The 26,155-nt window shown below is 42.2% G+C and carries 24 protein-coding genes and 2 pseudogenes; 13 read left to right on the plus strand and 13 right to left on the minus strand.

Annotated elements, in window-relative coordinates; all coding sequences use genetic code 11:
- Positions 1 to 35 precede the first annotated feature (35 nt).
- Both PSBA01_RS12635 and sohB read right to left on the minus strand, forming a co-directional pair.
- Positions 36 to 1,283, minus strand: coding sequence for an acyl-CoA dehydrogenase family protein (locus tag PSBA01_RS12635; RefSeq protein ID WP_071003587.1), 1,248 nt, complete (start codon positions 1,281 to 1,283; stop codon positions 36 to 38).
- Positions 1,284 to 1,553: 270 nt separating this feature from the next.
- On the minus strand, positions 1,554 to 2,534 hold the full coding sequence (gene sohB, locus PSBA01_RS12640; protein WP_186474629.1) for a protease SohB: 981 nt from the start codon (positions 2,532 to 2,534) through the stop codon (positions 1,554 to 1,556).
- Between the two features lie 374 nt (positions 2,535 to 2,908).
- Between sohB and aspS the strand changes: the two genes are divergently transcribed.
- The 4 genes from aspS to PSBA01_RS12660 all read left to right on the plus strand — a co-directional run bounded on the left by aspS (position 2,909) and on the right by PSBA01_RS12660 (position 7,671).
- Positions 2,909 to 4,735, plus strand: coding sequence for an aspartate--tRNA ligase (aspS, locus tag PSBA01_RS12645; protein WP_186475545.1), 1,827 nt, complete (start codon positions 2,909 to 2,911; stop codon positions 4,733 to 4,735).
- Positions 4,736 to 4,802: 67 nt separating this feature from the next.
- On the plus strand, positions 4,803 to 5,783 hold the full coding sequence (locus tag PSBA01_RS12650) for a lysophospholipid acyltransferase family protein (protein WP_186474630.1): 981 nt from the start codon (positions 4,803 to 4,805) through the stop codon (positions 5,781 to 5,783).
- A gap of 130 nt (positions 5,784 to 5,913) precedes the next feature.
- Positions 5,914 to 6,708 (plus strand): glycosyltransferase, encoded by a 795-nt coding sequence (locus tag PSBA01_RS12655; RefSeq protein WP_186474631.1) that lies wholly within the window; start codon positions 5,914 to 5,916, stop codon positions 6,706 to 6,708.
- A 105-nt stretch (positions 6,709 to 6,813) separates the two neighbouring features.
- On the plus strand, positions 6,814 to 7,671 hold the full coding sequence (locus tag PSBA01_RS12660) for a hypothetical protein (RefSeq protein WP_186474632.1): 858 nt from the start codon (positions 6,814 to 6,816) through the stop codon (positions 7,669 to 7,671).
- Here the strand turns inward: PSBA01_RS12660 and PSBA01_RS12665 are convergent.
- Complete coding sequence (locus PSBA01_RS12665; protein WP_228724594.1) at positions 7,668 to 8,792, minus strand: glycosyltransferase; 1,125 nt, start codon at positions 8,790 to 8,792, stop codon at positions 7,668 to 7,670. The two genes, PSBA01_RS12660 and PSBA01_RS12665, sit on opposite strands and share 4 nt — an antisense overlap.
- A gap of 289 nt (positions 8,793 to 9,081) precedes the next feature.
- On the opposite strand from PSBA01_RS12665, the gene PSBA01_RS12670 reads away from it, so the two are divergent.
- From PSBA01_RS12670 to PSBA01_RS12685, 4 genes are all read left to right on the plus strand, one after another.
- A complete protein-coding gene (locus tag PSBA01_RS12670; protein WP_093069087.1) occupies positions 9,082 to 10,083 on the plus strand; it encodes a stealth family protein in 1,002 nt (333 codons plus the stop codon).
- Between the two features lie 83 nt (positions 10,084 to 10,166).
- Entirely contained in the window at positions 10,167 to 11,333 is a 1,167-nt protein-coding gene (locus PSBA01_RS12675; protein ID WP_186474634.1) for a nucleotide sugar dehydrogenase, read from the plus strand.
- Entirely contained in the window at positions 11,333 to 12,346 is a 1,014-nt protein-coding gene (locus PSBA01_RS12680; RefSeq protein WP_186474635.1) for an NAD-dependent epimerase, read from the plus strand. The genes PSBA01_RS12675 and PSBA01_RS12680 overlap by 1 nt, the downstream gene beginning before the upstream one ends.
- Before the next feature lie 83 nt (positions 12,347 to 12,429).
- Entirely contained in the window at positions 12,430 to 13,197 is a 768-nt protein-coding gene (locus PSBA01_RS12685; RefSeq protein ID WP_186474636.1) for a hypothetical protein, read from the plus strand.
- Between the two features lie 66 nt (positions 13,198 to 13,263).
- Here the strand turns inward: PSBA01_RS12685 and PSBA01_RS12690 are convergent, their stop codons facing one another.
- The 6 genes from PSBA01_RS12690 to glnE all read right to left on the minus strand — a co-directional run bounded on the left by PSBA01_RS12690 (position 13,264) and on the right by glnE (position 21,857).
- Complete coding sequence (locus PSBA01_RS12690) at positions 13,264 to 14,373, minus strand: glycosyltransferase (RefSeq protein WP_186474637.1); 1,110 nt, start codon at positions 14,371 to 14,373, stop codon at positions 13,264 to 13,266.
- A gap of 65 nt (positions 14,374 to 14,438) precedes the next feature.
- The gene (locus tag PSBA01_RS12695) at positions 14,439 to 15,518 is read right to left on the minus strand and encodes a glycosyltransferase (protein WP_071001455.1); all 1,080 of its coding nucleotides are present in this window, start codon (positions 15,516 to 15,518) and stop codon (positions 14,439 to 14,441) included.
- Positions 15,519 to 15,583: 65 nt separating this feature from the next.
- Entirely contained in the window at positions 15,584 to 16,450 is an 867-nt protein-coding gene (locus PSBA01_RS12700; protein WP_186474638.1) for a glycosyltransferase, read from the minus strand.
- 73 nt (positions 16,451 to 16,523) lie between these two features.
- The gene (locus PSBA01_RS12705) at positions 16,524 to 17,360 is read right to left on the minus strand and encodes a glycosyl transferase (RefSeq protein WP_186474639.1); all 837 of its coding nucleotides are present in this window, start codon (positions 17,358 to 17,360) and stop codon (positions 16,524 to 16,526) included.
- 106 nt (positions 17,361 to 17,466) lie between these two features.
- A complete protein-coding gene (locus PSBA01_RS12710) occupies positions 17,467 to 18,396 on the minus strand; it encodes a branched-chain amino acid transaminase (RefSeq protein ID WP_186474640.1) in 930 nt (309 codons plus the stop codon).
- Between the two features lie 596 nt (positions 18,397 to 18,992).
- Positions 18,993 to 21,857, minus strand: coding sequence for a bifunctional [glutamate--ammonia ligase]-adenylyl-L-tyrosine phosphorylase/[glutamate--ammonia-ligase] adenylyltransferase (gene glnE / locus PSBA01_RS12715; protein WP_186474641.1), 2,865 nt, complete (start codon positions 21,855 to 21,857; stop codon positions 18,993 to 18,995).
- 678 nt (positions 21,858 to 22,535) lie between these two features.
- On the opposite strand from glnE, the gene tusD reads away from it, so the two are divergent.
- From tusD to PSBA01_RS12735, 4 genes are read left to right on the plus strand one after another with little or no spacing between them, the layout of a single operon-like run.
- A complete protein-coding gene (gene tusD / locus PSBA01_RS12720; protein ID WP_186474642.1) occupies positions 22,536 to 23,000 on the plus strand; it encodes a sulfurtransferase complex subunit TusD in 465 nt (154 codons plus the stop codon).
- Positions 23,001 to 23,052: 52 nt separating this feature from the next.
- The gene (locus tag PSBA01_RS12725; RefSeq protein ID WP_071001450.1) at positions 23,053 to 23,376 is read left to right on the plus strand and encodes a hypothetical protein; all 324 of its coding nucleotides are present in this window, start codon (positions 23,053 to 23,055) and stop codon (positions 23,374 to 23,376) included.
- A gap of 53 nt (positions 23,377 to 23,429) precedes the next feature.
- The gene (locus tag PSBA01_RS12730) at positions 23,430 to 23,759 is read left to right on the plus strand and encodes a hypothetical protein (RefSeq protein WP_071001449.1); all 330 of its coding nucleotides are present in this window, start codon (positions 23,430 to 23,432) and stop codon (positions 23,757 to 23,759) included.
- On the plus strand, positions 23,756 to 24,115 hold the full coding sequence (locus tag PSBA01_RS12735; protein ID WP_071001448.1) for a TusE/DsrC/DsvC family sulfur relay protein: 360 nt from the start codon (positions 23,756 to 23,758) through the stop codon (positions 24,113 to 24,115). The genes PSBA01_RS12730 and PSBA01_RS12735 overlap by 4 nt, the downstream gene beginning before the upstream one ends.
- Positions 24,116 to 24,207: 92 nt before the next feature.
- Here PSBA01_RS12735 and PSBA01_RS12740 read toward each other — a convergent pair.
- The 4 genes and pseudogenes from PSBA01_RS12740 to PSBA01_RS12755 form a co-directional block, all read right to left on the minus strand.
- Positions 24,208 to 24,606, minus strand: a pseudogene (locus PSBA01_RS12740) (tRNA (cytidine(34)-2'-O)-methyltransferase); the annotation flags it as partial.
- A 3-nt stretch (positions 24,607 to 24,609) separates the two neighbouring features.
- A complete protein-coding gene (locus PSBA01_RS12745; protein WP_186475459.1) occupies positions 24,610 to 25,134 on the minus strand; it encodes an IS630 family transposase in 525 nt (174 codons plus the stop codon).
- Positions 25,109 to 25,459, minus strand: a complete 351-nt coding sequence (locus tag PSBA01_RS12750) for an IS630 transposase-related protein (RefSeq protein WP_186474644.1) — start codon at positions 25,457 to 25,459, stop codon at positions 25,109 to 25,111. Before PSBA01_RS12750 ends, PSBA01_RS12745 begins: the two co-directional genes overlap by 26 nt.
- A 41-nt stretch (positions 25,460 to 25,500) precedes the next feature.
- Positions 25,501 to 25,686 (minus strand): annotated as a pseudogene (locus PSBA01_RS12755) (tRNA (cytidine(34)-2'-O)-methyltransferase); the annotation flags it as partial.
- Between the two features lie 261 nt (positions 25,687 to 25,947).
- Here PSBA01_RS12755 and PSBA01_RS12760 point away from each other — a divergent pair.
- Positions 25,948 to 26,088 (plus strand): entericidin A/B family lipoprotein, encoded by a 141-nt coding sequence (locus PSBA01_RS12760; protein WP_071001446.1) that lies wholly within the window; start codon positions 25,948 to 25,950, stop codon positions 26,086 to 26,088.
- Positions 26,089 to 26,155: the final 67 nt, after the last annotated feature.

The following is a 26,155-nucleotide window of genomic DNA, read 5'->3' on the forward strand; positions in this document are numbered from 1 at the left end:
GCAACTTAAGGTTTACTCACACCCAATGATTAATATTAGGCTTTGTTAGACTTAGAACGGCTAAAACCCTGACGCTTTAGCTCTAGCTTGGCAATCATGGTTTTATGTACTTCATCAGGACCATCTGCCAACCGTAGCACACGAGCTTGCGCATAGAAATTTGGTAACAATGTGTCTTGGCACACACCCATGCCACCATGAATCTGAATCGCCATATCAACCACTTCTTGTAGCACCGTTGGCGCAACCACTTTGATCGCAGAGATTTCCGTCAATGCCGCTTTGGTTCCTTGAGCATCCATTTTTTGCGCCGCATAAAGGGTTAGCAAGCGCGCTTGGTCAATTTTGATACGCGCCTCAGAGATACGCTCAAAGTTTCCACCCAATTGTAGTAATGGTTTACCAAAGGCCGTGCGCGACATGCCGCGTTTCACCGCCAGCTCTAAAGACTTCTCAGCCGCGCCAATACAACGCATGCAGTGATGAATACGACCTGGCCCCAAGCGACCTTGCGCAATCTCAAAACCCTTACCCGGCCCACCAATAAAGTGACTGACGGGCACACGTACATTATCAAAGCTGATCTCACCATGACCGTGCGGCGCATCATAATCGCCAAACACTTTAAGCATACGTTTAATATTCACACCCGCAGTATTGACTGGTACCAGTACCATCGAGTGCTGATGATGACGATCTGCGCTTTCATCCGCGGTATAGGCCATAACAATCAAAATATCAACCGCAGGATCGCCAAGGCCCGATGACCACCATTTGCTACCGTTAATGACAATTTCATCACCATCGACCACAGCAGTTGCTTGCATATTGGTGGCATCGCTTGAGGCCACATCAGGCTCAGTCATACAAAACACTGAGCGGGTCTCACCTTCTAATAGCGGCGTGAGCCATTTGTCTTGCTGTTCTTGCGTACCATAGCGCCATAATAGCTCCATATTGCCGCTGTCAGGCGCATTGCAGTTAAACACATGCGGCGCGAGCAAACTGCGACCCGTCAGCTCTGCAATCGGTGCATAGTCAGTGACTGAAAGCCCTGCACCTAAGGTGTCGTCAGGTAAGAATAAGTTCCATAAACCCGCTTCACGTGCTTGTTTGCGTAGGTTGTCATAAGCGTCTGGCCATTCCCAGTTTTCCCAATTTCCATCAGGATTTTTCTTATGACATTCTTCCCAGAATTGGGCTTCGATGGGTTCAATATGCGTTTCAATGAACGCTTTGACTTTGGCATGCATGGCTTGACCATGTTCCGTTGCGGTAAACATTAAATTGTCGCTAGACATAAATGACTTCCTTTTCTTTATTGATTGTCTAAATCGGGTTTTGACAAAAAGCTCTGCGAGATCTTTAATGCGAGCCTTAGTGTACGGACGTATACTGTTTTTTGTATCCTACATTTATAACACAGCAATTATGATTAAACAGCAAAAAGGCGCGACCCGTTAGGACACGCCTTTTACAAAATACAAACAGTGTATTGCTGAACATATGACCGCTAAAATACTAGCTATCAGACATCATAATGATATCTAACACTATTTTAGAATATTCAAACGGCTGTTTGACTCAAAACGTGCGAGCGCATCTGGCAGTTTATCCACTACCATACTAAGCGTCGCTTCTGCGGCTTGCGCAAGACCCAGCTTCTCTGCTAGCGTCGGCTTTTGACGTGAATGTAATGCGTACACCTCATTGTCTTCCATACGCTCTAAGATGTAGCTGTCAGAGGTTTGCAAGCTGTCAATCAGGTTAAGCTTTAACGCATCTTCACCATACCAATGCTCACCTGTGGCTACTTTGGCAACATCAAGTTCTGGACGATAAGTATTGACGAAATGCTTGAATAGCTCGTGCGTCTGCTCTAGCTCTTCTTGGTACTTGGCACGATCTTCGGCATCGTTTTCGCCAAACACCGTCACCGTGCGTTTATAGTCGCCAGCCGTAAACATCTCATAATCGACATCATGGTTTTTGAGCCATTTATGAAAGTTTGGCAATTGTGACACCACGCCGATTGAGCCAATAATCGCAAATGGCGCTGCCACCACATTGTCTGCCACGCACGCCATCATGTAGCCACCACTCGCCGCCACTTTATCGACGCAGACCGTTAGCTTTAGACCAGCGTCCTTTAAGCGCACCAATTGCGCGGCTGCCAATCCATAACCATGCACCAAACCGCCACCTGATTCGAGGCGTACAATCACTTCATCGCCTTTGTTAGCCGTACTGATTAAGGTGCTGATTTCTTCGCGCAGATGCTTAACGGCAGTGGCTTTTATATCACCTTCAAAATCCAAAACAAAAACTTGCGAGGCATTGTCAGGATTTTTTTTCTGCTTTTTACTTTTTGCTTTTAGCGCCTGCTTGGCTTTTTTTGCCATAGTTTTTTTGAATGCTTTAAGCGCAGCTTTGCCTTGGGTGGCTTCCATTAAATCTTCACGGCGCTGTTTTTGCGCTTCATTTAAGTGTCTTACTTTTAGCTCAACCGGGTTTTTTGGTGGATGAAATAGCATGATTACAAATCCTCAAGTCAGTAGGTATATCACTATAGATGTTTTTATTCAGGTATGGTTGATATGCGCACGCTCGCTGGTATTTTCAAGCAAAATGACAATATTTAACCTAATATAGATATCGCTCAATAAATACAGCCGATACCAATGCATGGCTACGCTTTGATTGAACTCAGCCGGTTGTATAACAAAGGTAGATTAGGCATAATATGCGTTTATATCAAATTTTCTGCAGCCAACGTGATGACCCTTTGTCTTGATCGCGTTGTTTGTGTGTTTTTTTGGCAAATCGCTTGAAACGCACAGCAATGGCTGCATTATTGTACTTCGAATTGGGCTGATAACTGGATAACAATATTATGACGCAAAGCACTATGACGCAAAGCGAATACCGAGACGAGTATTGCGGAGCTGTAACCGAGAGCTTGCTTGAGCAAACCATTAGTATCGTAGGCTGGGTACATCGTCGTCGCGATCACGGTGGCGTGATTTTCTTAGACATGCGTGACCGCGCGGGTATCTTGCAGGTGGTTGTCGATCCTGATACACCAGAAGCTTTTGCAACGGCCGATGCGGTACGTCCTGAATACGTACTAAAAATCACTGGCCGCGTACGTCGTCGTTATGAAGGTACTGAAAATAACAATATGACCAGTGGCCAAATTGAGCTATTGGGCAAAGAGATTGAAGTACTGGCCAAATCTGAAACTCCGCCATTCCCATTGAATGACGAAAAAACGACTGTGTCAGAAGACTTACGTCTAAAATATCGCTATCTCGATATGCGCCGCCCGCACATGCAAGAGCGTATGGTGTTCCGTGCCAAGGCAACGTCAGCGATTCGTCGTTATTTAGATGATCATGGTTTCTTGGATGTAGAAACGCCTATTTTGACTCGTGCAACGCCTGAAGGTGCACGTGATTATCTTGTACCATCACGTACCCGTCCTGGTAACTTCTTTGCCCTACCGCAGTCACCACAGCTATTTAAGCAATTATTGATGGTGTCAGGTTTTGACCGTTATTATCAAATCGCGAAATGCTTCCGTGATGAAGATTTACGTGCCGATCGTCAGCCTGAATTTACACAGGTCGATATTGAGACATCTTTCTTGAACGAAGAAGAGATCATGAACATCAACGAAGGTCTGATCAAGCATTTGTTCAAGACCATGATGGATGTTGAGTTCGAGCAATTTCCTCGCATGACATATGCTGAAGCAATGCGCGACTATGCTTCAGACAAGCCTGACTTACGTATTCCACTGAAACTGGTTGACGTTGCAGACTTGATGAAAGACGTTGATTTCAAAGTATTTGCCGGTCCTGCTAACGATCCTAAAGGTCGCGTCGCTGCCCTTCGCATTCCTGGTGGCGCTTCATTAAGCCGTAAGCAAATCGATGCTTATACCAAGTTTGTTGGTATTTATGGCGCACGCGGCTTGGCTTATATCAAAGTCAATGACGCAAGCAGCATCAATAATGGTGTGGACAAAGAGTCTGGCCTACAATCACCAATCATCAAAAACATGACTGATGATGTACTTGTGAGCTTGATCGAGCGTACTGCTGCAGAAGATGGCGATATTATCTTCTTTGGTGCAGATAAAGCCAGTATCGTGAATGACGCAATCGGCGCATTACGCCAGAAAATCGGTCTAGACTTAGACATGACAACTTGTGAGTGGGCGCCGCTATGGGTGACTGACTTCCCGATGTTTGAGCAAACCGATGACGGTCAATGGACGTCAATGCATCATCCATTTACCAAGCCTAGAGGCTCTGTTGAGGAGTTAAAAAACAACCCAGAGTCTGCACTATCTATCGCTTATGACATGGTGTTGAACGGCACTGAGATTGGTGGTGGTAGCTTACGTATCAATACTTATGATATGCAGCAAGCCGTACTTGAGGCCTTGGGTATCGGCGAGCAAGAAGCAGAAGACAAGTTTGGTTTCTTACTTGATGCCCTAAAATTCGGTGCACCACCGCACGGCGGTTTGGCGTTTGGTTTGGATCGCTTGATTATGCTTATGGTAGGCGCTGACTCTATCCGTGATGTGATCGCATTCCCAAAAACCAAAACTGCTGAGTGCCCCCTAACTCAAGCTCCTGCTGGAGTGGATAGTAAGCAGTTACGTGATCTTGGTATCCGTGTGCGTGAAAAAGCACAGGCTGACACCAACAAACCTGCTCAATAAAACATTTGATGATGTACTATTGCTGTCTACAGTGCTTGTTACGCGATTCATCGCCATGTGAGTGGTTATGAATCCGTATCATGTTTTCAAATTCGTGCCATTGTCTGTACTACAGATGCTGGCACGTTTTGTCGCTTGGGTTATCGTCAAGATACCAAGTCTCAGCATCATGCGTACCATTCATATCAATATGGCGCTGATTACGGACAAATTGTCTGAGCCGCAAAAACGAGCGCTGACCAAAGACATCATCTATCATCAATGTCTGACCAGTATTGAATCTATCAAAAGCTGGGCAATGCCACCTGAATGGAGTATTGCCCAGATTCGTGACGTCCATAATAAAGATATTCTACTAGAAGGTCTTGCCAATCCCAATGGCATGCTGGCTATCGTCCCTCATCTCGGTACATGGGAGATGATGAACGCGTGGCTCAATCAGTTTGGTTCGCCAACTATTATGTACAAGCCTGTAGACGGCAGATTCGCTAATGAATTTATCTTGCAAGGTCGTGCGCGTCTCAATGCAACCTTGGTGCCTACCGATGGTAGCGGTGTTAAAGCCGTGTTTAAAACCCTCAAGCAAGGCGGCTTTAGTATTGTATTACCAGACCACGTCCCAGATCCGTCAGGCGGCGTAGTCGTTCCTTTCTTTGGTATCAAAACATTAACCAGTACCCTTGCCTCAAAACTGGCGAGCAAAACCAAATGTGCCTTAGTTGGCTTGTCTTGTATTCGTCGTAATGATGGACGCGGTTTTGTTATTTACTGCTATAAGCTCGACGATCCAGCGCTATATGACCGCAATACCGAAGTCGCGACTCACGCACTCAATCAAGCCATGGAGCATATGATTAAAGACAACTATAGTCACTACATGTGGGGCTATCGACGTTTTAAGCGCATACCAAATCTAGGCAATCCTTACCGAAAAGATAAAGCCACTTTAGCAGCCTTTATTCGGTCTCATCACGCTACTGCTAGTCGTTCTGGTAACGATGTAAGTGGTTCTTTTACTGATGGCACTAACATCGATAATCGCAAGTAATAACTGTACTATCGTTTACTGATTTAGACGTATCATCAATCACAGTTATGCTAATATTGGCTAAGTTCTGTACCCTCTAATTTTTATTAGTCCTTCATTTACCTCACTATTATCTCACTACGAGTGCATTATGACATCTGACGTAACTAAAACCTTACCTATAGAACCAACACAAAACCATACTGCTGAACAGCGTTATATCATTTGTATGAAATGGGGTGATAAGTACGGTCCTGAATACGTCAATCGTTTGTACAATATGGTGAGCCGTCATCTGAGCTTAGATTTTCAAATGGTTTGCCTAACTGATGACAGCACAGGTATTGATCCTGCGATTGCTTGTTATCCCATACCTGACATGGATCTACCAGCAGGTCCTGAACGTGGCTGGAAAAAGCTCACGACCTTTAAACCTGAGCTATATGGTTTAAAAGGGGTGGCACTATTCTTAGATATTGATATTGTGATTGTCGATAATATTGATGCGTTTTTCACTTATCAAGCGAAGCATGATGACAGTGTGGTCATTATCCGCGACTGGAAAAAGCCGTGGCGTATGATTGGTAATAGCTCCGTGTATCGCTTCAATGTTGGCATGAATACCTACCCTGATTTGCTGGCAAACTTTGAGCGCAATTTTGACACCATTCGCACCCAAGTGCGTCACGAGCAGGCTTACCTCTCTAACTATTTGCGCGAGCATCATCACCTAGAGTACTGGGATAAGACATGGTGCGTGAGCTTCAAGTATCAATGTATCGCGCCCATCCCTTTTAACTTTGTGCGGACCCCTACACTGCCAGATAATGCAAAAATTGTTATTTTCCATGGTGAGATTAACCCGCCCGATGCCATTGCTGGTAGCGGCGGTAAATGGTATCGACATGTGAAACCAAGCCCATGGTTAAAAGATTATTGGCATTAAATATATAGCCATGAACCATGTGTATATAGTTCACCAATAGTCCAAACAATTTGCAGGCAATGCATTAGGATACAAGTTATTTGAGGTCAACGACTGGAACATAGTATGGCGTTATATTTGAGGTTACCTGCTACCGCTGGGTTTAATATTGATAACGAGCTCATCGTTATTAGTGCTTTTAATGCCAATGAAGCAGAGCAAAGTTTGCTTGGACAAGACGTCAATATTATTGCCTCAGGGCCATCGGTACAACAACTATCGTTGTCAGAACTATTAGACACGCCCACTATTTTTGTCAACGGTAGTATCAGCCTTACTGAGCACCACGCCTTCGATCATATTGCTGGTTATGTCATCAGTGATGCGCGCTTTATCAATCATCAACCTGAAATTCTACGTCAGTATTATACAGGTCAACCTTTGTATGCAACATTAGCCGTCTTTGAAGCGATGGCCACGACTCACCCTGATATCATGCGTACGTATCATCACGCCATGCGGGTATTGTATCCAGTAGACAGACCATGGGGCGTCAAATCAAATAAGCTATCATTCAATAAGCTCATATTTAAGAAAAAACGCCTGAATAAGAAAATGCCTTTATCCTACTTTATCAATCATCCGAATTTTGTTATTGATAGCAGTCAAAGCGCAACTGAGATCGGCGTCTCCCTCAATGTTACTCATGGATTTGTCGAGGCGGGTACGGTTGCTTACGTAGCCACACAGCTGGCTTTCTCACGCCATGCAGCGACCATTCACCTATATGGGATTGACTTACTCAATAGCGATCAGCCGCGATTTTATGAAAACAACCACAACCGCGCGCCAAGCACGCTGAACAAAGTCATGAACGAGCGCATTGTGCCTTCTTTCAATTTATTGAGTAGGAGCTACAAGGCGCATGGTGTCGATGTCATCAATCACTCTCCTGTCTCCAAATCTCTATTTAATGATCTTTAGTCATTCTTATCTGATGAATTCAACGCTACACCGAACTCTAAATATTGCTGCGCGATATGATTTGGCAGTAGCTGCTGATTTAGCGGCACTATGTAATTCGTCAGATTGTCTACTGCTTGATCGATGAGCATCGCCAGTCCCTCAATATCACCGACGGGTATCAAGCTTTTGGCAGGTAACAACTCTCTTGGACCAAATGGACAATCGGTACTGATTACTGGTACGCCAAGTGCTTGCGCCTCTACAATGACATAGCCAAAACCCTCAAATTTGGAAGTAAGCACCATCAATGCCGCTGAGGCAATGATCGGATAAGGATTACTCTGAAAGCCCAAAAACCTAACACGGTCACTAATCTTAAGTTGAAACGCTAGCGCTTTAATCTCTGCTTCAAGCTTGCCTTTACCGACCAATACTAATGGCAATGTCCGCGCTGTCTTTGCATAAGCGTGCAATAAATCTCGATGGCCCTTCATGGTATCAAATGACGCCACATGAATCATATAGTGTTTGTCTCTCAAGCCAAACGATTCGATACGCGGTATTTGTGCTGCTTGGCTCTGAATCCAAGCAGCATCACAAGGATTATAGATGGTCGTCGTTTGTGTGATGTCTCCTAAAAGCGAGTTTAAGTCTTTGCGTGCACCCTCGCTGACACAGCTACACGGATGAGCGCCGTAGACCATACGTAAATGATTTATCGTCTGTAGTGGCTGATTAGATAATTGCTGTTGAAACTGCTTAGATAGCGCTGTATGCAGCACATTCACGATGTTGGGTAATTGGCTGTACGCCATAATCCAATTCACTTTATAAATATTAGCCAATATCAGATTTGGCCTCCCTATTTGGCTAAGCACATACTCATCAATACGCTTAGCGACTGCCACGTAAGCCTGTGCCTGTTTAGAGTTTGGCTCAATATCTTGCTCAGAAAAAACCTCATCGTATGGCACGATATGATAGTGAACGTCAGCATCTAGCGGCATATCCTGTGTTTCTTCTAGACATAGAATATGAACACTATGACCCATTTTTGCATAAGCGCTTGCTAACGTTGTGACCATCCGCTCAGCACCGCGGCCTTCAAGCGCTTTTAAAATAAATAGAATGATGGGCATTGATATCTCAACTTGGTTTTTTGAATGATAGTCATACAAGGCATCCATGTTCACAATGATTGCAGGATTTTGGTTCTTTATGCTAGTCTCATCTACTTTTATTCACTACGGTATAAGCTAGGCTTATCAACTGACGCGTAAAAAATCATGAATATTGTTGATTTTATAAATCAGTTAACCCTTGCTAATACAGGTATCAATAAATATCATAGCTGATCTAAGTAGAATCAACATTTAAATAGAATGTATAGCCACTAAAGACACCTATTGAAAAAAAACAGGATCAATCATGCAGCAACTTGATGAGAAAGCAATAGACATTGTTATCGCTTGGGTGGATGGTTCAGACCCTGTACTCAAACAAAAAAGAGAGTCCTACAAGCCAAGTAACATCGTAGCGTCAGATGCCATAACTGCCACCCGCTTCGCAAGTGATGATGAGATATATTACAATATCGCCTCTATCATCAAATACGTGCCTTTTTGTCGTCATATTTATGTGGTCACCGACCAACAAAAACCTGCATTCATTGATGAATTTGCCAAGCAAAATATCTGTGCAGCAGATAAAATACGTATTGTCGATCACAAGGAAATATTTTCGGGTTATGAAGAATTTTTACCGACCTTCAACACTCGATCAATTGAGACGATGATTTGGAATATCCAAGGATTGTCTGACTATTTTATCTATATGAACGATGATTTCTTTTTTAATCAACCAGTGACGATAGATGACTTTTTAGACAGTGAGAAGCTAATCATTCATGGTGAGTGGCGTAAAAGTGCTGCTTTGAATGCCAAGCTCAATTTTCGAAAATCACGCTTTAAGTTGTTTGGCACACCGATACAGCCAAGGCATACTATCGCGCAAATGTTAAGTGCTAAAATACTGGGCATGAATCAGTTTTTTGAAATTCATCACTACCCTCATATTGTCGATAAAAATATCTTACAGTCCCATTTGTTGAATCATCCGCAATTATTGACCGAGCAGATAAAATATAAATTTAGAGATGTGGCCCAAGTGAATCCTATAACGCTAATGAATCATCTAAAAATTCAAAAAGGCGAAGCAAGTTTAAAACCTAACACCTCTATCAACTATTTAAAAAATGAGAATAGCGTAGAAGATTTTATTCTTGCCTTAGAAGATAAAACTATTAAATATGGCTGTATTCAAAGTTTGGATCTTCTTGAGTCAGACTTATATAAAAAAATCAGTCAAGCCATGAGGCACAAATTCTTGGCTTATCTACCTGCTTCTTTGATAGCAAGCACCGATAAATAAATTTAGTTTAAGATTGAATGGTGATTAATTTCACTTCCTCTTGATCTAAACCAATAAAAGCTCAAAAATCACTTGGATATATTATGAAAATAGCAGTAGTAGGTACAGGCTACGTAGGCTTATCGAATGCAATGCTGTTAGCACAGCATAATGAAGTCGTTGCTGTCGACATTGTCGCTGAAAAGGTAGAATTGCTAAATAATAAGCAGTCTCCTATAGAAGATACAGATATCGACAATTTTTTATTGAACAAAGAGCTCAATTTTTCTGCAACGCTGGATGCCAAAGAAGCTTATAAAGATGCAGATTTCATCATCGTTGCCACGCCGACTGATTATGATACCAAGACCAATTATTTCAATACCTCCACAGTAGAAGCCGTCATTGAGCAAGTGCTGTTAGTGAATCAACAAGCAACCATTATTATTAAGTCTACAGTGCCAGTAGGTTACACAACCAGTATCAAAGAACGTTATGCCACTGATCGCATTATTTTTTCGCCTGAGTTTTTGCGAGAAGGTAAGGCACTACATGACAATCTTTATCCTTCACGTATCATTGTAGGCGCACAGACTGAGCAGGCTCGAATATTTGCCAATTTATTACTTGAAGGCGCAATCAAAAAAGACGTACCGCTATTGTTCGTTGAGCCAACAGAGGCAGAAGCCATTAAATTATTTTCTAATACTTATCTGGCAATGCGAGTAGCGTATTTTAATGAGCTTGATACTTATGCGCAGACGTTTGGACTCGACACCAAACAAATCATCGAAGGGATTGGCTTAGACCCTCGTATTGGCAATCATTATAATAACCCTTCCTTTGGCTATGGCGGCTACTGTCTGCCCAAAGATACTAAGCAGTTATTAGCAAATTACGATGAGGTGCCAAGCAACCTAATAAAAGCCATTGTCGATTCTAATAGAACCCGCAAAGACTTTATTGCCGATAAAATCATCGAAAGACAGCCAAAAATCGTGGGAATACATCGCCTAGTAATGAAAAGTGGGTCAGATAACTTTAGAGCATCTGCCATACAAGGCATCATGAAACGTATCAAGGCAAAAGGTATAGAAGTCGTTGTCTACGAGCCTGTGCTAAAAGAAGACAATTTCTTTAATTCGCGTGTGATTCAAGATTTAGAAGCCTTTAAATCAATGAGTGATGTCATTGTCGCAAACCGCCTATCTGATGAGATAAAAGATGTGGCTGATAAAGTGTTTACTCGAGATCTATTTGGGAGCGATTAATGAAAGTTTTAGTAACTGGGGCGGCGGGTTTTATTGGTTTTCATTTAATCAAGGCGATACTAGAAACAGATCTATCTGCTAGGGATTACTTTATCGTTGGTATCGACAATATCAACGACTATTATGATACAGATCTAAAAGAAGCGCGTTTGAGAATATTAGGTGAGATATCAGATCCAGAAAGTTTTACATTTATTAAGTTAGACCTTGCTGATCGTGAAGCCATGTCTGAGCTTTTTTCCACCTATCAATTTGATATTGTCATCAATTTAGGTGCCCAAGCAGGTGTGCGCTATTCTATCGAAAACCCTAGTGCGTATATCGACTCAAATGTGGTTGGCTTTGTTAATATTCTAGAAGGCTGTCGTCACCACGATATTAAGCACTTAATCTACGCAAGCTCTAGCTCTGTTTATGGTATGAATATAAAGCAGCCATTTACCACTGCTGATTGTGTTGATTTTCCTATTAGTCTATATGCCGCCACCAAAAAATCCAACGAGCTGATGGCACATAGCTATAGCCATTTATATAATATTCCTACGACAGGATTAAGGTTCTTCACAGTTTATGGTCCTTACGGTCGACCTGATATGGCATATTTTTCGTTCACAAAGAAAATTCTAGCTGGCGAGCCAATTAATGTATTTAATAATGGTGATATGCAGCGTGACTTTACCTACATTGATGATATCGTCAACGGTATCATTCGCATTATTAACAAAGCACCTTCGCCCCAGCATTCTACTATTACGACTGCAGCTGCCCCCTACAAGATTTACAACATTGGCAACAATCAGCCTGTCACTTTGCGCCGTTTTATTACCGCCATTGAAGATGCTTGTGGTAAAAAGGCACAGGAAAACTTATTACCCATGCAAGCAGGCGACGTACCGATTACTTACGCCGATATAGATGAGTTGGTAGAGGACATTGGCTTCAAGCCTGAAACCAGTATCGAAGAAGGTATCAAACAATTTGTCGATTGGTATAGACAATATTATTCAGTTTAAACAAATAACAATGATCTCTAAGGCTTATATCATAGAGATTAAGGCGCTAATATCTTTATATATTTTTAAAGGATTTTGATAACATGGCTACACCTTCAAGTTGGCAGAGAAAATTGATATTGATCTTTCGAAGCGAAAAAAGATTGAATGCGGGTAAGATTATCAAAACCTATAATGATAGAAGCTTTGATGAGATGAAAGCAACAACCATTACTGAATCAATGTGTGATATTGAAGCCTTAACTAATGAGCGTAAAAGCACAGATTTAGAAAACCATTTGAATAACTTGAAATACAAATCGCTTGGTGAGTCTGAGCTCTGCTTTTATCACAACACGCTTATTATACTAATGCGCCGTAAGTACAAAATAGATAAAACATTTGCTGAATTTGAAAGACTATGGGAAGCAGAGAGCGACTATTTATTGACACATCTGTCGTTGCGCTGGATTGTCTCTGCTTGCGATACGTTTATTGATCATTCAAACAATACTCATAGAGCAGCTATCTTGATGAATGTCGTAACTCTAATGAATACTTTACGTACTTATGAAACCAAAAACTTTCTGCAGTTATCCACTAATGCTGAATCTATGCCATTGCTAACTGAAAAAACCGATATGCTTTATGCTGGTGACTTGCCTCTGTACGATGGTCTTACTTATTTTCGTATCGGCACCGATGATAGCTTGAGAAATATGCGAAAACGCTATAATAAATTTCAGAAAGTTGATAAATTGGCCACGACCATGTTACTGGCAGTGTTTGAAAAACTGCAGAATAATGACAGTGCTTTTGCTACTCTACGGCAGTTGCACAGAGATGATTGGTCTAAATGGTGGTTGGATTAGTCTATCTCATATATTACTACACGACTACACCCTACACCTTTTATCAAGGCTGCAACCGAGTAATGTCTAACCATTAGTTCTCATAAAATCTATATATTGTTGAGCAATATTAATTGGTGATAACTCTTTGTCAAACGAGGACTGATATCTATCAGCCTTCTCCATTGCTTCATCCATCTTCTTAGCTAATGTATCAATATCTCCCACAGGGACGAGGTTGTGTGGTGGTAGCAACTCACTTGGACCCGATGGGCAGTCTGTACTGATAACAGGTGTCCCTAAAGCCAGTGATTCAGCAATAACCCGTCCAAATCCCTCAAAGACTGATGACAAAACCATAAACTGTGCTTTTTGGATATAAGGATATGGATTTTTTTGAAAACCTAAAAAATGTACACGGTTATCCAAACCTAAAGAAGTAACCAGCTCTTTCATTGACGCCAGCAATACACCTTCACCCAATAATAGAAGTGGCAATGTTTTCCGAGTCTTTGCATAACTTCTAATCAATACTTCATGAGCTTTTTGAGTCTTAAAACTACCAACGTGAATAATGTAACTGTCAAACTCTGGCTCAAACTCTGATGCCAATTGCACAATCTGTCTTTGGTCAATCGGGTTGTATATTGTCGTTGTATTCATCACACCCAATGTAGCTTGAAAGTCTTTTTCGACTCCTTTACTAATACATATACAAGGATGCCGAGAATATATATTGCTTAATCTTTTATCATTTGCTTTTTTGCCTTGGCTTCTAAACAATTCAATTTTTTTAGAAATAGTATTTCTAATTACGTGTGCGATATTGGGCAGACTACTATGGCGCAAGACCATATCGGCTTTATCTAAATTCGCTAGCGTCAATATTGGAATACCAATCTCTTTGAGCACGTATCTGTCTAATACTTTTGCAAAATACCAGTACCTAAGACTTTTAGTAGGTATAGAGTTATAATCATTTAGGTCTAGTTGATGATAAGTAATATCATCATTAAGCTCATAAGCTACTTTAGATTTGAAGCGTAAAATATGGACATCATAACCTAACTCGTGAAAACCTTGTCCCAGCGTCAAGACCGAACGCTCTGCACCGCCACCTTGCAAGCAGTTAATAACCAATAGCACTTTTTCTTTACTATTCGAATTGTCTTTTTTTTCTGTAGTATTATCAATCATTTATTAAGTATTCTTAAAAATAAATATTTAGACTTAGAGATGTAGCGGCCCAACTGTTTTGCCAGCTAAAGATTTTGGGTAAATTCTACGTATCTTTCTGCTATTTTGGCTGGTAGCAGCGCTTCATCGAATGGCGCATGAAACGCTTGCGGATTACTCATCGCTTGCTGCATTTTTGCGGCAATGGCATCAACATCGCCCATCGGCATTAAGTTACGTTCTGGTAGTAATTCACTTGGGCCTGATGGACAGTTGGTACTGATAACAGGAGTACCTAGCACAAGAGCTTCGGCAATAACTAAAGCAAAACCCTCCCAGTCAGAGGTCAGTATCTTAAACTGCGCATTTTTGATATAAGGGAAGGGATTATCACGAAATCCTAAAAATATCACTTTGTCTTCTAGGCTTAACTCTGTTACCAGTCGCTCTGTTTCACCTTTATGCTTACCTTGACCCAAGAGCAGTAAAGGCATAGATTGATCTGTTTTTGCATAAGCATTTACCAATACATCATGACGCTTGGCATCTTTAAAGCTACCCACATGGATAATATAGTTTTGGTAGTCAGGGACAAAAGCATTAGCCTGCTTTTGAATACTCTCTTTATCAATTGGATTATGAATGGCAGTGGTTGGCGTAATATGACCAAAGCTCTTAATAAAATCTTTTTGAGCGCCTTCACTGACACACACACAAGGATGCTTGGCATATATATCTATCATTCTTTGCTTTAACTGCTCAGCGTCGTGATTTTTATTAAACTTATAGAGTAGTGATACTGTATTATGAATAATATAAGTGATATTAGGCAGTTTACTATTACTTAGTATACTATCGGCACGATCTAAGTTGGACAGTATGATGTCAGGCTGACCGATATTTTTCGACACGTATTTATCAACAGCACGTGCAAAAATCTGGTCACGTCTTTGTGCCCCTGGTATAAGTTTATACGGCTTAAACTTAAGTACATGGTAGTTAAGATTCGGACTTAAGTCATATTGTACTAACGGCTTAAATCTTAGAATATGTACTTCATAGCCCAATTCATAAAACCCTTGCCCCAATGTTAATACGACACGTTCCGCACCACCGCCCTGTAGACAATTAATAACGAGTAACACTGTTTTTTTATGCTGCTTCATACACGATAACCTATGGAGTAATTTTTCATTTTCTTAGAAAGGCTTATCATTGCTTCATTAAAAAACTAGCGTTTAAATAGCTTCGAAAAAAATGATTTAGAAGCGTGTGGACGAGTCACCTTATTACCGGTATAACCTTCTTGAGATTTTTTAGGAAAATGACCAAAAGGTTCCACCCTATAACTGTCTAAATCGTATCCAGCAGCAAGTGCTTCGTTATAATATTCATCAAAAACCTCAGATAAATCCTGCCTCGGGTGCGACATTATTTCACCGTCAAACCAGTGCTCGTTACCTTCTTCACTGACTCTAGGTAATGAATATTTATGACTGAACTGCGTACCCATATCTGAATAATGCAAAATCCTAATATCTTCTAACGCTAAGTTTTCGCCATCTATACAGTTGTAACTATCCTGATAAGGCTCAATGAGCTGATTATTATCTTTAAATACAGCCATCATTTCTTTATGGCTTTTGGGATCTTTCCTGAGTTTTTTAATTGGTAGGACAATGTTTTTTGCCGCCTTGCAATCCCATACGCATGTACACAATCGAGTCATATCCGCATTAGTCTTAGCAGCTACAACAGACTGTCCTTCAATAGGATGGTGCCACAGCTTTGCCAAATCATCTAAAATAATGACATCAGCGTCCATGTAGATGGCACGACCAGAGTATTGACAGTACTCTGGAATTGCCCAGCGAAAGCCTGAAAAAGGCGTTGACCATTTAGTGGTATTCCAACCCTCTCCAGTCTCAGGATTAGAATACCAATAGCTATTAGGATCACGTGACAGCTGCATCCATACTATCTCAACGGGTACACTGGTATGTTTATGAATACTATAATCTAATACCATCATCTGCTCTAGATCACAGTTATTTGGGTCACAACCAACAAAGACTTTAATAGTATCTTCTGTATTCATAATTTTATCCGTTCACTGACTAATGTTTATCTTTGCTAATGCAATGCGATAATACTCAAATATATAATGGGACCTATTCTTTCCAGTACTTTTCGATCCACCCTACTGGCAAGATAAAATGACGCAAGTGACGTAGCGGTCTTTTGAGATTTTTGGGCTCAGTTAATCTTTTTAAATGATCTTTGGCATTGTTAGCAGCATTTTTATTGTATCTACCTTCGATCGCATGGGTAGGATATAAATCACCAGGGAAAATAACAATTCGAGCACCTTTAGGAATCTTTGGCTCTTTGATATAGTTAAGTGGGAACGGTTGACGACATTTGCGTCTAAAATGCGCAACCCATGCTTTTGGAAACAGCTTGACACCGCCTGGCGCATTACGCGTCACAAAGCGCTGCTCAAAACGATATTTGTCCGCGATGCCTTGTGGATCAGCTTTGAATTTTTCTTGTAGTGAGACAAGCGACCCTACCTGGAAGCGGAAGCAAGACGTCTGGCCGAGGCGCTCTAGCGGGTTACTTGGGTTATAAGACAAAATAACATCGTCCGGCTCGCCGTATTCGAAGAAAGGATCGAGGCTATCTACTATAATCACATCCAAATCTACAAATAATACTGTCCCTGTCAAGTCACCTAACTTCTCACCCCACAAACGTGATTTTGGCCACTTGCCAAGTGTGTTGGTTGGCATGGTGACATCTAGTGGTGGCAATTCTTGACATTCGATTTCTGGACGTACATCGGTGGTATCATCGGTAAAACAGACGAAACGAAACGGTGGCGTAATATTGCGAGATACCATGCCATACAGTTTATTGGCATAATCAGCCCCGTACTTTGTACCCCATTTAATACAAATAATTTGTTTAATATTTTTATTATCTGCTGTACTAGAATCTATTGGCATGGGCTGCTCACTTTAATCTTAAGAATAAATATGATGGCTATATTAGCATAAAAAAAAGACTGAACAATTATGTTCAGCCTTTTTGGCTTTTAAACTAACGACTTTATTAGTCAATAAAGCTTAACCAATCCATATATTGCTCGTTACGACCATGAACCACATCAAAGTATAGGGTTTGGAGTTTCTCAGTCAATGGTCCGCGGCCGCCATTCCCGATAGTACGATCATCATATTCACGAATCGGAGTCACTTCGGCAGCCGTGCCAGTCATAAAGATTTCATCTGCTAAGTAAAACTCGTCACGCGTGATGCGGCGCTCAACGACTTTGATACCCAAATCTTCAGCAAACTGAATGATAGTGCGGCGAGTGATACCGTCAAGCGCGCCGCCGCCCAGATCTGGCGTATGTAGCACGCCGTCTTTGACCAAAAACAAGTTTTCGCCTGCGCCTTGGCAGACATAACCTTGTGGATCCATTAGGATGGCTTCGTCATAACCATTGCGGGTGACTTCTTGGTTGGCCATGATAGAGACAGGATAGTTGCTCGAGGCTTTGGCTTTACACATGGTCACATTGGTCATGTGGTGGGTAAATGATGAGGTTTTGACACGGATACCGTTTTTGATGCCTTCTTCACCAAGATAGGCGCCCCAGTGCCATGCTGCGACCATAGCATTGATACTGTTATCACGTGATGATAGGCCAAGTTTTTCTGCCCCAACCCAAATCAGCGGACGAATATATGCTTCTGCTAAGTTGTTTTGCTTGACCACATCTTTATGTGCTTGCTCTAGCGTGTCTGCATCAAACGGCACGTCCATTTGAAAGATTTTTGCCGAACCAAGGAGACGTTCGGTGTGTTCCTTTAGGCGAAAAATAGCGGTGCGGTTGTCAGCTGTTTGGTAAGCGCGTACGCCTTCAAACACAGCCATGCCATAATGCAAGCTATGGGTAAGCACATGAACGTTGGCATCTGGTTGTTCAATTATTGTGCCATTCATCCAAAGCTTACCATCTTGTGTTGCCATATTCATTTTATAGTCCTTATGCTAGCACTGACGTCTAACTTTTTTTAGGTAGGTTTTATTTAGGGCATGTTGAACATTCGCAAATAGGCACTGCTGATCGCTAAAATTGTTCCAGACAAGGCACAAAGCGACGATAATGCAGATGCCTTAGCGAGATTTGTAACGCAGTATGGGGCAATTTTAGCATCAGCCCCAACGATAAAAGCAGGGGACAGGACTCTTTTTTGCCGCTTCATCGTTAAAAATAAGCGCTTAGAATGACTAAACTTATTATTTTTAACATCGAATCGCCTAAAAAATAGTCACTGTCAGTGCCATGGTCGAATGTTCAACACGCCCTAATAGTATTGATCAACATCGTGTGATAATACTGCAGCGTTCATTTTTATTGCTCAAATACCGCTTCATTATGACGAACACTTGACTGTATTATAATGATGTGTGACCGATTATATCACTGGCCGTATTGGCAAATGAAATCTTTTGGTTTGAGACCCTATAGTTTTTAATTACGGTTTTTAATTATCATAAGGCCTTACAGTTTAAGCGCCTCTTTGGTTATCAGCAAGGCCTTAATAAAAACAAATCTCAAAATTACTCTATTACTCTTTGACAGATTTTACGCCCATTAGATGCTGCCATTGCGCTTGTACCAGTGCGCGTGTCTCTTGCCAAAGCGACTCATCGACCAATAATGATTGCTCTGATAGTGCCAGTTGATGAGTCGCAGCACGTATTCTAAGATAAGCATCTGTTAATGCCTGACAAACTTGCTCCTCCCAAATACCAAGTAAAGCAACTTCTTGAAAAATACGGACATTATCACTCCATTTGGTCAAGCTTGGATGCTCATGTGAATAGGCCAATACCGCAAACTGCGCTAAGAATTCAATATCGACAATGCCGCCTGCATCTTGTTTGAGTTGAAACTTACCCGCTTGCTGTTGCCACTGGCTGGTGCCTAAGTGCTTCTGCATTTTGATACGCATACTGGTGACCTCAGAGCGTACTTGCTCTAACGTCCGCGGCAGCGCCAGCACATCTCGGCGAATATCACAAAAGCGCGCAGTCACTCGTCTGTCACCACAAATCGCCCGAGCGCGCACCAGTGCTTGATGCTCCCATGACCACGCTTTGTCCATTTGATAGGTTTCAAAGGCATGACAGGACACGACCATCATGCCAGCGTTGCCCGACGGACGCAGACGCATGTCAATCTCATATGCCCTACCATCTCGCGTTTGGGTATTGAGATAATTCATCAGCTTTTGTACAAGACGTGCGGCAAACTTCATGCCACTGACTGACTTCTCACCAGTGGTCATGCCCTGCTCTTTTATCTTATGTAAGAATACCAAATCCAAGTCGGAAGAATACGAGAGCTCTAAACCACCCAGTTTACCGTAGCCAATGATCGCAAAACCACAGTCAGCCTCAGTGACTGGATCGCCATCTTGACCGATAGGATAGCCATAACGGTTAACAATCTCTGCAAACGCACGCTCTAGTGCGGCTTCTAGTACCACTTCAGCAATATAAGTCAGTGAGTCTGAGACTTTCATGATTGGACGCTCAGCCAACACATCGCTGGCAGCCACAGCCAACACTTGGTTTTTCTTGAACAGTCGCAGCACACTCAGTAGCTCTTCTTCGTCATTGGGTTCGACACGCAATAGCTGTTGGCGCAAGATGTCACGCAGCTCAGGCTTATCTGGCAGGTGGCGATAGTGTTGCTGTAAAAAGGTGTCTAACAATACAGGATACTGTGCCAACTCTTTTGCAATCCACGGGCTTGCCGAGAGCATCGGAATCAGCTCAATCGTTGCATTGGGATTTTCTGCAATCATGACCAAGTAGATTGAACGTCGGCAAATGGCTTCAAGCAATGCAATCAATCGCGGTAAGGCAGCATTGGCAAGTTTTTGCTGCTCTTGATGGGCTAATAGCGCGTGGACAATGACAGGATACGCATCATCTAAGCGCTCTCGGGCCTCCTCGCTGAGGTTGGCAACCATCTTTGATTGCCAAAAATTCTGCAATAACTCGCGATTTTCTTTTGTTAGTACCTCATTTAAGCGCTTGATTTGCGCTTCTAAATGCTCAGGCTCTAGATCGGTATCATCATTGTCAGGTACTTGACGCTCTGTCACCATACGTTCAAATGGCACATTCACATTGTCTCGATGAGCATTTAATTGGGTCAGTAATGCCTGCCAATCATTAAACCCAAGCGTCACTGCAAGATTATGCTGCCAATAAGCATCATGCGGCAGTCTTTGGGTTTGCTGATCGTTAATGGCTTGAATCGCATGCTCAAGTCGACGCAAAAACCGATACGCGGCTTGTAAGTTATCGTAAGTAATCTGCTCTAGATATCCAAGCTCACGCAACACTTGCATCGCCTCCAAACAAGGCTTTACCTGTAGCTGAGGATGCCGACCACCGTAGATCAGCTGAAACGCTTGTACAATAAACTCAATATCTCTGATACCACCCGCGCCAAGCTTAATATTGTCTAGATCTTCACGCTGTGCAACTTGATTTTGAATGAGCGACTTCATCTCCCTGAGTGCTGAAAACGCGCTGTAATCCACATAATAGCGAAAGACAAATGGTTTGATTAGCGCCTGAATCGCATCATAAAATGGCTGATCTATCTGCCCAACGACTCGTGCTTTTAACCAAGCAAAACGCTCCCACGCGCGTCCATGCAACGCAAAATATTTCTGTAACGCTGAGAGATGGATGGCCAAATCACTGCCATCACCCCATGGACGCAAGCGCATATCAACCCGAAAGACAAAGCCGTCAGCCGTTTTATTATCAAGCAGCTTAATAATCCCTTGACCCAGACGAGTCATAAAACGTTTATTGTCTATGCTACGCGTGCCCTTTGCCTTGTCACCATTGGTTTCGCCGCGCGCTTGATGTACAAATATTAGGTCAATATCGCTCGATAAATTCAGTTCCTGAGCACCAAGCTTACCCATGGCCATGATGGCCATATCATCGATCTGCACATTGCCTTGTTCATTGATAAAGGTTGGCTCACCGTATTTAGCAATCAAATGCTGATAGGTATAGTCCTTGGCAAAGGAGATACAACCGCCTGCAAACTCTGATAGCTCATCAGTCAATTGCTCAAGACTAATCATCTGCAAGGCATCTTGCCAAATCCAGCGCATCATTAACAGCTTACGCAAATTACGTAAGCCACTCATGACTTTCGTTTCATCGGCGAGTTGATAGTTTTCATCTAGCGTATAATCTTGTATCAGATCATCGATTTGCTGACGAGTCAGCGTACTGTTCAGTGGGTAGCTACGCAAAAATGTTTGGCAGGAAACCGTTCGGCTCTCCCAAATTTGATAAGCAAACTCACTGGCTGTTTGCAGTACTTGCAGTTGCTCTGCTGTCGGCTGATAATCTGTACCACTGTTCATACGTGAGGGCATAGCAGGTAACATAGTGACAAAAACTCCTTACATAGAATGGTAAGACTACGTGAACCCAACTCATAAGTTTATTGTTTTTTCTTACGAGACAGTCACAGCATCAGATGAACATACTCAATATATCATTACAAAACATAAAGCCCTGTTTAGTAACAGTGACTCTATTTGCTTTGAGCCGCTTTATGGTAGCATAAACATCTTTAATCGAAATGCTTTGAGACAGCTTCATTGCAGCGCACCTTTATACTCAATAAAAATAGCGTTTTGACTCAATGGTATTAAGAAATATTAGGGCGTGTTGAACATTCGACCATGGCACTGACAGCGACTATTTTTTAGGCGATTCGATGTTAAAAATAATAAGTTTAGTCATTCTAAGCGCTTATTTTTAACGATGAAGCGGCAAAACAGAGTCCTGTCCCCTGCTTTTATCGTTGGGGCTAATGCTAAAATTGCCCCATACTGCGTTACAAATCTCGCTAAGGCATCTGCATTATCGTCGCTTTGTGCCTTGTCTGGAACAATTTTAGCGATCAGCAGTGCCTATTTGCGAATGTTCAACACGCCCTAAAACTCGACTATAAATCGATTAGATTACTTTACACAAAACATTTATAGCCTTTCAATAATATTGTCTCACCCTTATAACACTCTCTAAACGCTTATTTATAATATGTGATACTGTCCCCTATGACTACTACCCCGCTACTACTCATTACCGCTGATCCTAGTCACCCATTAGCGCATTTAGCATTACGTTATGCGCGCGCGTATCTTAAGAGCGCATCAGCTGATCATAATATCGACAGTCACGCAGACGATATCGTCAATAAAGAAGGCATCGACAATCCTATCACCAAACGGCCATTGCTCAATGTCTTTTTTTATGGGGATTCGGCGCATCTGGCGAATCGGCTACTCTGGCAGTCCGCTGATCAAATGAATTTGACCAAAGAATGGCAAATGTTGGCTGAGCGCTATCAGTTGCCACTGCCTGTTTGTGTTAGCACAGCTCTTAGCCGCGGTGTGAGTGACACAGATAACAGTACCCGCCATCAGCTTGATGGTGACAATCTGGCGACAGGATTTACGTTGGTGGGACTCAGTGAGCTCGCTCTGATGATGCAGGATGGCTGCCGCTTAATACAGTTTTGATAGCGTACCCATTACGACATTAGCCTGCGATAAATATATTTAGGAATACATGATGAGATTATTAATCCAGCTGCATACACCCACCGAAGCAGCAAGCTACGAAGGCTGCGCTCTGGCACTGACATTAGCGACATTCGGTCATGAAGTGCAGCTGTACTTGGATGCACCTGTTTTTGGCTTATTGATGCAGCCTGAATCACGTTTGCACGGTATGATTCAGTCGCTTGATCTTTACGACATGCCAGCGGCTTGGCTACCTGATGATGTCTTTAGTGGTTGGGTGATTGGGATGCTGCCAGTAGATCTGACTTCACAGCTCATGCTGGTGCCAGAAATGATCCGCTCGCAAGATTTTGAGCAGATTTTAACTTTTTAATTGGCAATATAATCAGACTTATAAAATAATAAAGTACACACTTGGACACTGTTATGGCAACTTTATATCAATTACACAGCACGATGGATACCCTCAGGCGCAGTGCTGAAGAGATGTCTCGCACTTGGCGTACTGGCGACAGTATTATCTTACTTGGCACCACAGCCGCTTTTATTGACTGGCTCAACGCCTATTTGAATGATAGTGAAATAGATGGTATTGCAGGTATTTATGCATTAGCCGATGATATATCGCAGCTGACAGTTAACACTGCTGGCAAGCTAAATTTAGAGAGCAAATTGACTGATATTTTAACGGATGAAGAATGGATTAGCCTATCTCAGGATAGTCAGTTTGATAAAGTGGTGACGATTGCCTTATGACGACTCATACCTCTACGACAACTCATACTGCCACAGCATCGACCGATATTGCATTAGATCAAGATGGGCATTTGTGTGACCATACGATTTGGACACCTGTTATCGCACAACAACTAGCAGACACGCTAGATGTCAGCCTAACGAGTGAGCACTTACAAATCTTGCAGCAAGTGCGCGCGTTTTTTGTCAAATTTAATCATGCGCCAGCGACTCGCCCATTGATTAAATGGCTACAGAAAACTTTGCCTGGGTACGATATTAGCAATCAAAAACTACAACAGCTATTTAATACAGGATTGGTTGCGCGCCATGTCAATCGTCTAGCTGGACTACCCAAGCCGCCCAATTGCCTATAAAAGTGTCTTTTTTAACTGTAGCTGCTTACCAAGTGAGCACTGATGAATAAGTCATATCATCGACTCATTTGGTACATCGCTACTTTGGATCGCTATTTCGGATCGTAGACTGTCAGCGTTTCATAACCGACACTTCGTCCTTCATCACCCAAAAATCCTTGCTGTCGCCATATTTCATACAAACATATGGCGACACTATTGGATAAATTGAGACTGCGCGAATCAGCCAACATTGGTAATCTCAACCAATTATCAGCACCGATATCTTCTCGTATATCATCTGCCAGACCTGCTGTCTCAGAACCGAATACCAGCGCGATATTGGGCATGGTTTTATTGTCAGGTTTTTCACTGTCTGCTTGCCCGCCAAAATCATAATCATAGAATGGTTTGCTCAGTTTGGTGGTCAATGCGGTGACAATATGGCAGTCGGCGGCTTGCAAGGCTTGCCTCGCTGCAGCCCAATCTTCGTGCACCTGCAAATGTGCATATAGTCAGTTCAAAATAAAATTGTTATGGTTAGGACAAACATCATAAAACAACTTGGATAAGTCGTTTTCCAACCAGCCTTGGCGTAGAAACTTTACTTGTGCCCATTTCTTTTCAATAGGGTTCAAATCAGGGCTGTACGGTGGCAGCCATAGAATACGATGACCATGCCTATTCAGTAGCTTTTGAATGCGCTTCTTCTTATGAAATCGAGCGTTATCCATCACAATCACGCATTTGGTTTTAAGACTTGGGATTAGGGTTTGTTTGCACCAGTTGTAGAATATGCTGCTGTTAATGTTGTGCTTAAAGTAATCTAGTGCAAACAGCATCTTTTCATAGAGAGCACCGATAACGTTGGTTCGCTTTTTACCTTGCCAGTTGTAGCTATCGATACAGGGTTTACCAATCGGTGCATAACCATGAGAGCGAATGGTTTCAGCCTCAAAGCCGCTTTCGTCCATATATACAATGGGGTAGCCTTGCTGCTTAAAGTGCTCAAGCTTATTCTGATACGCCGCTCTTTTGATTGGACAGGCTTTTGGATGTTCTAAAGTCTTTTTTTTGACTGATGCCTAGGCGCTTTAGGGCATGATGAATGCCTGTTTTACTACAGTTTAGACGACGAGCTCGCTCATACTGGTAATCATCGGGATACTCTTTGACATCATTAAGTAGCACATCATCTGGTATTTTATAGGGCTTGGTTTGCCTGGTTGTTTTACTATGAACACGCCGCTTCCAGTTCTGTATGGTGGTTGGGCTCAGATTATAAGACTCAGCCGCCTCGGCAAAGGTCATACCCTCGTCTAAGCTTTTTAGTACCTGTTTGCGAAAATCTAGTGAGTAAGTCATGGTCTTTATAATAACAATTGGATTTGATAATTAATTTATAACACTTTTAGGTGGAATTGACTATATTCGTGATAATCAAGGCCTGCGCGGCGTAGTTTTTTGTCATCAAGCTCAAACCCCAGCGGTCTGACTAAATGCAGCTGCGCGCCGCTGTTGGCACACAGTCGAATAATATTGCCAGTATTACTCGGCATTTTTGGGGCGACCAACACGATATGAATGGACATATTTGTTTACTCCACAACTAGTCGATGCTCTGTTATTTAAATTTATGAGCGGTAGGTAATTAAAAGTTACAGTTTACTGCCAATAATTACATTTTGATACTGTGCAGGGTTTTTAACTTTCACTATGATGTCTGTAATGGATAGCGAGATAGCATTTATGTATGACTGTCTCATCCAATACCCCTTCAGTGAAGCTTGAGCAAGATACTTAGCGTCACTGTTGTTATTTATAACCATTCATTTATCTTTGAGGATACTATTATGAAAAAAGTAATCATCGCATCTTTAGCTGCTATGTTTGTTCTAACTGGTTGCAACACGTTTAAAGGCCTTGGCCAAGACGTATCAAGCGCCGGAAATGCTGTAACTGGCAGCGCACAAGACGTACAAGATAAAATCTAAGGTCTGCTTTTTTTAGATTTTTTGAGGGACTTACTATTTTGTAAGTCCTTTTTTTTGGTCACGAATT

This window comes from Psychrobacter sp. KCTC 72983, assembly GCF_014280455.1.
Taxonomy (GTDB): domain Bacteria; phylum Pseudomonadota; class Gammaproteobacteria; order Pseudomonadales; family Moraxellaceae; genus Psychrobacter; species Psychrobacter pacificensis.